General features: G+C 69.3%; 7 protein-coding genes. 6 read left to right on the top strand and 1 reads right to left on the bottom strand.

Features of this window, described 5'->3' with window-relative positions; all coding sequences use genetic code 11:
• The first annotated feature begins 157 nt into the window (after window positions 1-157).
• The 3 genes from AC5L35_RS30205 to gcl all read left to right on the top strand — a co-directional run bounded on the left by AC5L35_RS30205 (window position 158) and on the right by gcl (window position 3,716).
• Window positions 158-1,024, top strand: a complete 867-nt coding sequence (locus AC5L35_RS30205) for a hydroxypyruvate isomerase family protein (RefSeq protein ID WP_495063110.1) — start codon at window positions 158-160, stop codon at window positions 1,022-1,024.
• On the top strand, window positions 1,021-1,917 hold the full coding sequence (locus tag AC5L35_RS30200) for a 2-hydroxy-3-oxopropionate reductase (protein WP_495063109.1): 897 nt from the start codon (window positions 1,021-1,023) through the stop codon (window positions 1,915-1,917). The genes AC5L35_RS30205 and AC5L35_RS30200 overlap by 4 nt, the downstream gene beginning before the upstream one ends.
• A 101-nt stretch (window positions 1,918-2,018) precedes the next feature.
• On the top strand, window positions 2,019-3,716 hold the full coding sequence (gene gcl / locus AC5L35_RS30195) for a glyoxylate carboligase (RefSeq protein ID WP_495063108.1): 1,698 nt from the start codon (window positions 2,019-2,021) through the stop codon (window positions 3,714-3,716).
• A 239-nt stretch (window positions 3,717-3,955) separates the two neighbouring features.
• Here the strand turns inward: gcl and AC5L35_RS30190 are convergent, their stop codons facing one another.
• Window positions 3,956-4,963: a 2-dehydropantoate 2-reductase gene (locus AC5L35_RS30190; RefSeq protein WP_495063107.1), complete on the bottom strand. Its 1,008-nt coding sequence runs from the start codon at window positions 4,961-4,963 to the stop codon at window positions 3,956-3,958.
• Window positions 4,964-5,145: 182 nt separating this feature from the next.
• On the opposite strand from AC5L35_RS30190, the gene AC5L35_RS30185 reads away from it, so the two are divergent.
• The 3 genes from AC5L35_RS30185 (at window position 5,146) to AC5L35_RS30175 (ending at window position 10,349) form a co-directional block, all read left to right on the top strand.
• A complete protein-coding gene (locus AC5L35_RS30185) occupies window positions 5,146-6,873 on the top strand; it encodes a thiamine pyrophosphate-binding protein (RefSeq protein ID WP_495063106.1) in 1,728 nt (575 codons plus the stop codon).
• Between the two features lie 102 nt (window positions 6,874-6,975).
• Window positions 6,976-8,202: a formyl-CoA transferase gene (gene frc / locus AC5L35_RS30180; RefSeq protein ID WP_495063105.1), complete on the top strand. Its 1,227-nt coding sequence runs from the start codon at window positions 6,976-6,978 to the stop codon at window positions 8,200-8,202.
• A 2-nt stretch (window positions 8,203-8,204) separates the two neighbouring features.
• A complete protein-coding gene (locus AC5L35_RS30175) occupies window positions 8,205-10,349 on the top strand; it encodes an acetate--CoA ligase family protein (RefSeq protein WP_495063104.1) in 2,145 nt (714 codons plus the stop codon).
• Window positions 10,350-10,552 lie beyond the last annotated feature (203 nt).

The following is a 10,552-nucleotide window of genomic DNA, read 5'->3' as shown; positions in this document are numbered from 1 at the left end:
AGGAAGCCCTCGAGGCCGCCGGGGTCAAGGTCGGCAAGACCCCCAGCGAGACCGCCGCCCTGATGCGCGAGCTCATCGCACGTTAGGCGCCACCTCCAGGAACAGCGACGACCTGCTAGCCGTCGTCGCCACGTCCGTCGACTCCGGGAGGAGCCGTATGTCCGACGCCGCCCACGTGCCCGAGCCGGCACTGCGCTACGACGTCAACCTGTCCATCCTGTTCACCGAGCTGCCCTTGCTGCAGCGACCCGCCGCTGCGGCGGCCGCGGGCTTCGACGCCGTCGAGCTGTGGTGGCCGTTCGCGGAGCCGGTCCCGTCCAACCGGGAGCTCGACGGGCTCCGCGACGCACTGCTCGATGCGGGCACCCGGCTGGTGGGGCTCAACTTCGACGCCGGGAACATGGCGGCCGGCGACCGGGGGCTGCTGTCCCGGCCCGCCGACAGCGAGCGCTTCCGGGCGAACATCGACGTGGCCGTCGGCTTCGCCGCGTCGCTCGGCTGCACCACGCTGAACGCCCTCTACGGGAACCGGGACCCCGAGTCGAGCGTGCCCGAGCAGCGGGAGCTCGCCACGGAGAACCTCGTGCTCGCCGCGCGGGCCGCGGAACGGGCCGGGGCGACCGTGGTGATCGAGGCTCTCAACAGCATCGAGAGTCCCGACTACCCGATCACGTCGTCGCACGAGGCGCTCGACCTGATCGACTACCTCCGGGTCATCCACGACGTGCCCAACATCGCGTTCCTCGCCGACCTCTATCACCTCGCCCGCATGGGCGAGCCGATCGAGCAGCTCATCGAGCGGCGGGTCGACCGGTTCGGGCACGTCCAGATCGCGGACATACCCGGCCGTGGCCAGCCCGGCACGGGCGACATCGACTGGCCCGTCCTGCTCGACCGCCTGGCCACGAGCGGCTACCGCGGCCATGTCGGTCTCGAGTACAAGCCGGTGGGGCCGAGCGCCGACAGCTTCGCCTGGCTCCCCCGGCACCTCCGTTCCACCGCGACCGTCGAGGAGTCCGTGTGACAGCAACAACCAGCACGATCGGGATCGTCGGCCTGGGGATCATGGGCGGTCCGATGGCCGCCAACCTGCTCAAGGCAGGCCACACCGTGATCGGCTACGACGCGCAGCCCGCAGCTCTCGAGAAACTCGGCGGGGCCGGAGGGAAGGCCGCCGACTCGGTGGCGGCCGTCACGGCCGACGCCGACGTCGTCATCACGATGCTGCCGGACTCGCCGCACGTCGAGGAGGTGATCCTCGGGGCCGGCGGGGTCCTCGAGAACGCCAACCCCGGCCTGCTGCTGATCGACATGAGCACGATCCGGCCCGACACGTCGATCAGGGTTGCCGAGGAGGCCACCGCCCGCGGTGTCCGCGCCCTCGACGCTCCTGTCAGTGGCGGGGAGAAGGGCGCGATCGACGGCGTCCTGTCGATCATGGTCGGGGGCGATGAGGACGTCTTCACCGCCGCGCTGCCGATCCTCGAGGTGCTGGGCAAGACCATCGTCCACGTCGGCCCCAGCGGGGCCGGTCAGACGGTCAAGGCCGCCAACCAGCTCGTGGTGGGCGGCACGTACGCGCTGGTGGCCGAGGCGATCGTCCTGCTGGAGGCCTCCGGAGTCGACGCGGGCCGTGGCCTGGACGTGCTCGCCGGTGGGCTCGCCGGGAGCCGGATCCTCGAGCTCAAGCGCGAGTCGATGGTGGCCAGGCAGTTCGCGCCCGGCTTCCGCATCGACCTGCACCACAAGGACATGGGTATCGCGCTCGCTGCGGCGCGGGAGGCCGGCGTGGCGCTGCCGGTCACCGGGCTCATCGCCCAGCTCATCGCTGCGGCCAAGGCACAGGGCTACGGATCGCTCGACCACTCGGTGCTGCTGAAGGTGCTGGAGAACGTGTCGGGCAGGACGTCGGCGTGACCGCCGGCCACACGAACGGCGACCACAAGAACGGCGATTCCAGGAACGGCGACTCGGAGGGCAGGGCGATGGGAAGCACCGGCGCAAGCAGGATCCCGTGTATGGAGGCCGTTGCGGCGGTCATGGAGTCGGAGGGCGTCGACACGGTCTTCGGCATCCCCGGCGCCGCGATCCTGCCGCTGTACGCAGCACTGCGGAAGAGCGGCATCAAGCACCTCACGGTGCGGCACGAGGAAGGCGGCACGCACGCCGCCGACGGGTGGTCCCGGGCCACCGGCAAGGTCGGGGTGACGATCGGGACCTCCGGCCCGGCCGGCACGAACATGATCACGGGCCTCTACACGGCTCTGGCCGACTCCATCCCGATGATCTGCATCACCGGGCAGGCGGAGCGCGCCAAGCTGCACCAGGAGGCCTTCCAGGCCGTCGACATCGTCGAGATCGCCAAGCCGGTCACGAAGTGGGCGGTGCAGCTCAAGGAGCCCGCCCAGGCGGCCTGGGTGTTCCGTGAGGCGTTCCGGATCGCCCGCTCGGGCCGTCCGGGCCCGGTGCTCATCGACCTGCCGATCGACGTGCAGCGCGGTACCTGCCTGTACGACGCCTCGGCCGACGCACCGCTCCCGGTCGACGTGCCCGCGCCGCGCACGCAGCCGGTCAACGCGGCCGTGCAGATGCTGCTCGAGGCCGAGCGGCCGATCATCCTCGCAGGCGGCGGGGTCATCGGCGGGGAGGCCTCCGACGAGCTGCGTCAGCTCGCCGAGTACCTGCAGATCCCCGTCCAGGTCACGCTGATGGGCAAGGGCGCGTTCCCGGAGGACCACCCGCTGTTCGCCGGCATGGCCGGGCTGCAGACGCAGACCCGCTGGGGCAACGCGGCGTTCCTGGAGAGCGACCTCGTCCTCGCCGTCGGCGCCCGGTTCGGCGATCGCCACACCGGCGATCTGGAGACCTACCGGCAGGGCCGCAAGTTCATCCACGTCGACATCGAGCCGACGCAGATCGGCAAGGTCTTCGAGCCGGACCTCGGCATCGTCGGGCACGCCAAGCCCACCCTGGCCGCCCTGTGCGACAGCGCCAGGCGGTCCGCACCGCAGCACTCGGCCGGCCAGTGGGTGGAGCGGGTGGCCCACCTGCGCGGCACCCTGCTGCGCCGCGACGACTTCGACGACGTGCCGATCAAGCCGCCGCGCGTGTTCCGGGAGATCAACCAGACGTTCGGCCCGGACACCACGTTCGTCACGGCGATCGGGCTCTACCAGATCTGGTCGGGCCAGTTCCAGCAGACGTTCAAGCCACGCCACTACATGGTCTGCGGCCAGGCCGGCCCGCTCGGGTGGGAGATCCCCGCCGCGATCGGCGTCAAGAGCGCGTTCCCTGAGAAGCAGGTGGTCGTCGTGGTGGGCGACTACTCCTTCCAGTTCCTCATGGAGGAGATCGCGGTCGCGGCCCAGTACAAGATCCCGTTCGTCATCGTGATGGTCAACAACGAGTACCTGGGCCTGATCCGGCAGGCCGAGCTCGGCTACGACATGAACTACGCCGTCGACCTGCACTACGGCGAGGGCGGGATCGACCACGTCAAGCTCATGGAGGCGTTCGGCTGCCCGGCCCGGCGGGTGGAGCAGCCCGGTGACATCGCCGACGCGCTGAGCTGGGCCACGCTCGAGTCGGAGGCCCAGCAGCTGCCGGTCCTCGTCGAGGTCATGGTGGAGCGGGAGGCCAACGCCGCGATGGGGCCGTCGCTGAACAACATCAACGAGTTCGAGCCCGCGCCCGACCTGGTGCCGCTGGCCGACTGACCGCCCCCAGCGGGGCAGTGAACAGAACGGCCCCCTCGTCCGGCGCATCGGACGAGGGGGCCGTTCGCATGCGTGGCCGTCCCTCACGGGCACGCACCTGCGGGCCCATCACCCCGAACACAGGACCGGCACTCCCGTCCGATCGGATCGGTCGGGAGTGCCGGTCGGGAACAGGCCCGGGAAACAGGTCGGCCGCCGGCGGGCTGTTCACCCGCCGACGGCCTCTGGGCGCGGACCTGTCAGGACGCTGTGGCCACCTGCTGGTTGAGCAGGTCGGCGACAGCGGTGATCGCCCGGAGGGTGGGCACCTCGACGCCCGTGAGCTCGGCGAGCTCCACCACCGCGGTCAGGAGCACGTCGAGCTCCATCGGGCGCCCACGCTCCAGGTCCTGGAGCGTGGAGGTCTTGTGCTCGCCGGTGCGCTCGGCACCTGCGAGGCGCTTCTCCACGGAGATCTCGGGGTGGCAGCCCACCCCGTGGGCGACCGCGAGGGTCTCCTCCATCATCGTGGCCACGAGCGCACGGGTGCCCTGGTGGCGGCAGATGCCGGCCATGGTCGCCCTGGTGAGCGCACTGAGCGGGTTGAAGGCGATGTTGCCCATCAACTTGATCCAGATGTCGCAGCGCAGATCACGCTCGACGGGGCACTTCAGACCACCGGCCACCATGGCGTCGGCGAACTCGGTGCAGCGCGCCGAGATGCTGCCGTCGGGCTCACCGATCGAGAACCGCGTGCCCTCCAGGTGCCGGACCACTCCCGGCGCCTCGATCTCGGTGGCTGCGTAGACCACACAGCCGACCGCCCGGTCCAGGTCGAGCGCGGCGGTGACCGCACCACCGGGGTCGACGCTCTCGATGCGATGACCTTCGAACGGCCCCGGCAGCTTGTGGAAGTACCACCACGGGATGCCGTTCTGCGCGGCGATGATCGTGGTGTCGTCGTGCAGCAGAGGCTTGATCATCGCGCCGGCCGCGGCGTACGCGTTGGCCTTGAACCCTAGAAATATGTGGTCGACAGGCCCGATCTCGCCGGGGTCGTCCGTTGCGTGTGGGTGAGCAGAGAAGTCACCCCTGGGGCTGAGTACCTGAACGCCATTCGCTCGGAGCGCAGCGAGCTGCGGGCCGCGCGCGACCAGATGCACATCAGCACCCGCCCGACTGAGGCTCGCCCCCACATACGCCCCGATGGCACCGGCCCCTAGCACAGCGACCTTCACGTCGAGCTCCCGTCCTCGGCGACTGTGCATTCAGTATGCAGTATGGAGCGGCGTCGTCAAGACGGCACAGGACGGACATACGGGGGTCACACGGGCCGAGAAAAAACCAGCCCTGGACATCCGCCGAACCGAGGAGTACCAAAGCACCCATACCGTATGCAGTATGGAAGCAGCCGCCGCTACGGTGTGGTGACGACAAGGAGATGCACCCGATGACGCAGACGATCCCCGGAAGCGCCGCGCGCTCCGGGGTGAGCGACGCGCCGAACACGCCCGAGACCATCTCCGGCGGCCACTTGGTCGCGAAGGCGCTCAAGGCAGAGGGCGTCGACACGATCTTCACCCTCTGCGGCGGCCACATTATCGACATTTACGACGGTTGTGTGGATGAGGGCATCGCTGTCATCGACGTGCGTCACGAGCAGGTGGCCGCTCACGCGGCCGACGGGTACGCGCGCATCACCGGCAGGCCGGGCTGCGCGGTGGTCACCGCCGGCCCCGGCACCAGCGACGCCATCACCGGCGTCGCCAACGCGTACCGCGCCGAGAGCCCCATGCTGCTCATCGGCGGCCAGGGCGCCGTCGACCAGCACAAGATGGGCTCGCTGCAGGACCTCCCGCACGTCGACATGCTGACCCCGATCACCAAGTTCGCAGCCACCGTCCCGCACACGGCCCGCACCGCCGACATGGTGTCGATGGCCTTCCGGGAGTGTTTCAACGGCGCGCCCGGGCCGTCCTTCCTCGAGATCCCGCGTGACGTCCTCGACGCCCACGTGCCGTACGAGCAGGCCCGCCTACCCAAGCCGGGGTCCTACCGCGCCTCCACGAGGTCGGCGGGCGACCCCGCGGCCGTCGAGCAGCTGGCCGACCTCATCGCGCACTCCGAGCGGCCGTGCGTCCTGCTCGGCAACCAGGTCTGGACCTGCCGGGCCACCGACGCGGCGATCGAGTTCGTCCGCACGCTCACCATCCCGGCGTTCATGAACGGCGCCGGCCGCGGCACCCTGGGGCCCGGCGACCCGCTGCACTTCCAGCTGGCCCGCCGCCACGCCTTCATCGACGCCGACCTCATCATCATCGTCGGCACCCCGTTCGACTTCCGGATGGGCTACGGGCGCAGGCTGTCCCCCACCGCCAAGGTCGTGCAGATCGACCTCGACTACCGCACGGTCGGGAAGAACCGCGACATCGACCTCGGCATCGTCGGCGACGTGGGCGCGATCCTGTCCGCCACCACCGCGGCGTCCTCCGGCCGGATCAGCCACAGCGGCGCAGGCCGCAGGGCCTGGATCGACGAGCTGCGGGCCTTCGAGACCGCCGCCTACGAGAAGCGGCTGCCCCGGCAGCGCTCCGACGCCGCGCCGATCGACCCGTACCGGCTCGTGCACGAGATCAACGAGTTCCTCACGGAGGACTCGATCTACATCGGGGACGGCGGTGACATCGTCACCTTCTCCGGCCAGGTCGTGCAGCCCAAGTCCCCAGGCCACTGGATGGACCCGGGCCCCCTGGGCACCCTCGGCGTCGGCATCCCGTTCGTGATGGCCGCCAAGCACGCCCGTCCCGACAAGGAGGTCGTCGCGCTCTTCGGCGACGGCGCCTTCAGCCTCACCGGCTGGGACTTCGAGACCCTCGTCCGCTTCAACCTCCCGTTCGTGGGGATCGTCGGCAACAACTCGTCGATGAACCAGATCCGCTACGGACAGATCCAGAAGTACGGCGAGGGCCGCGGCCGGGTGGGCAACACGCTCGGCCGCGTCAAGTACGACCAGTTCGCCAAGATGTTGGGTGGTTACGGCGAGGAGGTCAGTGATCCGGCCGACATCGCTCCCGCTCTCCAGCGTGCCCGCGAGTCGGGACTGCCGTCCCTCATCAACGTCTGGGTCGACCCGGATGTCTACGCGCCGGGAACCATGAACCAGACCATGTACAAGTGATCACAGCCGATCCGTGGGGAGCAGACGGATGACCGAGTTTGCGAGCGAGCCAACGACACACTGCCTGCGCGAAGCTTCCGCCTCGCGCAGCGAGGGGGAGCGATGAGTGCACTTGACGGGATCCGCGTCCTCGACATGACCCACGTCCAGTCCGGGCCGTCTGCGACGCAGATCCTCGCCTGGCTGGGCGCCGATGTGGTCAAGCTCGAGGCGCCGACCGGTGACATCACCCGCCAGCAGCTGCGGGACGTGCCGGGCGTCGACAGCCTGTACTTCACGATGCTGAACTGCAACAAGCGCAGCATCACGCTGAACATGAAGAGCGAAGAAGGCAAGAAGCTCTTCATCGAGATGGTGCAGAAGGCCGACGTCCTGGTCGAGAACTTCGGCCCCGGCGCCGTCGACCGGATGGGGTTCACCTGGGACCGGCTCCAGGAGCTCAACCCCCGGCTGGTCTACGCCTCGATCAAGGGCTTCGGAGAAGGCCCGTACACGCACTACAAGGCGTACGAGGTGGTCGCCCAGGCCATGGGCGGCTCGATGAGCACCACAGGGTTCGAGGACGGGCCGCCGCTGGCCACCGGCGCCCAGATCGGTGACTCCGGCACCGGCATGCACGCCGTCGCCGGCATCCTCGCCGCGCTGGTGCAGCGTAACTCCACCGGCCGCGGCCAGCGCGTCACCGTGGCGATGCAGCACGCCGTGCTCAACCTCTGCCGCGTGAAGCTGCGCGACCAGCAGCGCCTCGAGCACGGCCCCCTCGCCGAGTACCCGAACGAGCAGTTCACCGACGAGGTGCCGCGCTCCGGCAACGCCTCCGGTGGAGGCCAGCCCGGCTGGGCCGTGAAGTGCAGCCCCGGCGGTCCGAACGACTGGATCTACGTGATCGTGCAGCCCCCCGGATGGGCCCCGATCGCCAACCTGATCGGCCGGCCCGAGCTCGCCGAGGACCCCGAGTGGGCCACCCCGGCGGCGCGGCTGCACAAGCTCGACAAGATGTTCCAGCTCATCGAGGAGTGGTCGTCCCGCCTCACCAAGTGGGACGCGCTCGCCGAGCTGAACGCCTTGAACGTGCCGTGCGGCCCGATCCTGTCGACGAAGGAGATCATCGAGGACGCCTCGCTCGCCGACAACAACATGGTGGTCACGGTCGACCACCCGGAGCGGGGATCGTTCAAGACGGTCGGCTGCCCGATCAAGCTGTCCGACTCGCCGGTGAAGGTGGAGACCTCGCCGCTGCTCGGAGAGCACAACGAAGACGTGTACGTGCGCGAACTGGGTCTCGACCTGGAGCGCTTCGCAGAGCTCAAGACGCAAGGAGTGATCTGACCATGGCTCAGGAGAGCGTGGCCTACGACAAAGACGCGGTACGCGAGGTACTGGACAAGGCTCGCGCCGAGGGCCGTGACTCGCTCACCGCTCCCGAGGGACGCCTGGTGTGCGAGGCCTACGGGATCCCGACGCCGGGCGAGGGCCTGGCGGGCTCGGCCGACGAGGCGGTGCGGCTGGCAGGCGAGCTCGGCGGCCGGGTCGTGATGAAGATCGTGTCCCCGGAGATCCTGCACAAGACCGAGGCGGGCGGCGTCAAGGTCGGCGTCTCGGGTGACGACGCGGTGCGCAGCGCCTACGACGAGATCATCGCCAACGCCAAGGCCTACAACGCCGACGCCACCATCGACGGCATCCAGGTGCAGCAGATGCTGAGCGGCGGCCACGAGGTGATCATCGGAGCCACCACCGACCCCACCTTCGGCAAGGTGATCGTCTTCGGCCTCGGCGGCGTGCTCGTCGAGGTCCTGAAGGACGTCACCTTCCGGCTCGCCCCGGTCGACACCGAGACCGCGCACTCCATGCTCGACGGAATCGCTGCCGCCGAGGTCCTGAAGGGCGCCCGCGGCGCCGAGCCGGCCGACGCCGACGCGCTGGCCGACATCATCAAGCGCCTGTCCGACCTGGTCACCGACTTCCCGCAGATCAGCGAGTTCGACCTCAACCCCGTGTTCGCCCGGCCCGACGGCGCGTCCGCCGCCGACGTCCGGATCGTGCTGGAGACCGGGGAGCACGTCGAGCCGGTCAAGTACACCCAGGACGAGATCCTGGCCACGATGAACCGGATGATGCGGCCGAACGCCGTCGCGGTCATCGGGGCGTCCGCCGAGAACGGCAAGATCGGCAACTCGGTGATGAAGAACCTCATCAACGGGGGCTACGCAGGCGAGATCTACCCGATCAACCCCAAGGCCGACGAGATCCTGGGGCGCAAGGCCTACAAGAACATCCTCGACGTGCCCGGCGAGATCGACGTCGCGGTGTTCGCGGTGCCGGCGAAGTTCGTGCCGCAGGCGCTGCGCGAGGTGGGCGAGAAGAACATTCCCGCCGCCGTGCTGATCCCCTCCGGCTTCGCGGAGACGGGCAACCACGAGCTGCAGGACGAGATCGTCAAGATCGCCCGTGAGGGTGGCGTCCGCATGCTCGGCCCGAACATCTACGGCTACTACTACACGCCGCAGAACCTCTGTGCGACGTTCTGTACCCCGTACGACGTGAAGGGCGGCACCGCCCTCACCTCGCAGTCCGGCGGTATCGGGATGGCGATCCTCGGGTTCAGCCGCACCACCAAGATGGGTGTCTCGGCGATCGTCGGCCTGGGCAACAAGTCCGACCTGGACGAGGATGACCTGCTCACCTACTTCGAGCAGGACCCCGACACCAACATCGTCGCGATGCACCTCGAGGACCTGAAGGACGGCCGGTCCTTCGTCGAGGCCGCACAGCGGATCACCAAGAAGAAGCCGGTGGTCGTGCTGAAGGCCGGCCGCACCGCGCTGGGCGCCAAGGCGGCCAGCTCGCACACCGGCGCCCTCGCGGGCGACGACAAGGTCTACGACGACATCCTGCGCCAGTCGGGCGTCGTGCGGGCCTACTCGCTCAACGACATGCTCGAGTTCGCCCGGGGCATCCCGGTGCTGCCCACCCCGAAGGGCGAGAACGTCGTCATCATCACCGGGGCCGGCGGCTCGGGTGTGCTGCTCTCCGACGCGGTCGTCGAGAACGGCCTCAACCTGATGGAGATGCCGAAGGACCTCGACGAGGCCTTCAAGGCGTTCATCCCGCCGTTCGGAGCGTCCGGCAACCCCATCGACATCACCGGTGGGGAGCCGCCCTCGACGTACGAGGCCACGATCCGCCTCGGCCTCGAGGACGACCGGATCCACGCCCTGATCCTGGGTTACTGGCACACGATCGTCACCCCGCCGATGGTCTTCGCCGAGCTCACCGCTCGCGTGGTGGCCGAGGCGCGGGAGAAGGGCATCGAGAAGCCCGTCGTGGCGTCCCTCGCCGGTGACACCGAGGTCGAGGAAGCCAGTGACTACCTCTACCAGCACGGAGTCGTCGCGTACCCCTACACCACCGAGAAGCCGGTTGCGGTCCTCGGAGCCAAGTACCGCTGGGCTCGGGGTGCCGGACTGATCTGAGAAATCTTCGAGCCGGCCCGCGCGGCGGGCCGGCTCGAACCGGTTCGACGGGACCTAGCCGCCGAACCGGGTACGGGACGGTCGGCCCGACCGGCGTCCCCTGGGGGATTTCGCCCACCCTCCAGGGACAGCCGGTCGGGTCGGCCGTCGCCGCATCGTCACGACAAGGAGGTCATGGGCGAGGGGCGAACGGCCGTACGAAG

The organism is Pseudonocardia sp. OZ21 (genome assembly GCF_059359135.1).
Note: the sequence above shows the minus strand (reverse complement) of the source record. Positions and strands in the feature narration are given on the sequence as shown.

Bases quoted from the DNA above. Each gene is read 5' to 3' on its own strand.
- gcl (WP_495063108.1), top strand. From the start codon at position 2,019: ATGGAGGCCGTTGCGGCGGTCATGGAGTCGGAGGGCGTCGACACGGTC.
- AC5L35_RS30175 (WP_495063104.1), top strand. From the start codon at position 8,205: ATGGCTCAGGAGAGCGTGGCCTACGACAAAGACGCGGTACGCGAGGTA.
- AC5L35_RS30185 (WP_495063106.1), top strand. From the start codon at position 5,146: ATGACGCAGACGATCCCCGGAAGCGCCGCGCGCTCCGGGGTGAGCGAC.
- frc (WP_495063105.1), top strand. From the start codon at position 6,976: ATGAGTGCACTTGACGGGATCCGCGTCCTCGACATGACCCACGTCCAG.
- AC5L35_RS30190 (WP_495063107.1), bottom strand. From the start codon at position 4,963: ATGCACAGTCGCCGAGGACGGGAGCTCGACGTGAAGGTCGCTGTGCTA.
- AC5L35_RS30205 (WP_495063110.1), top strand. From the start codon at position 158: ATGTCCGACGCCGCCCACGTGCCCGAGCCGGCACTGCGCTACGACGTC.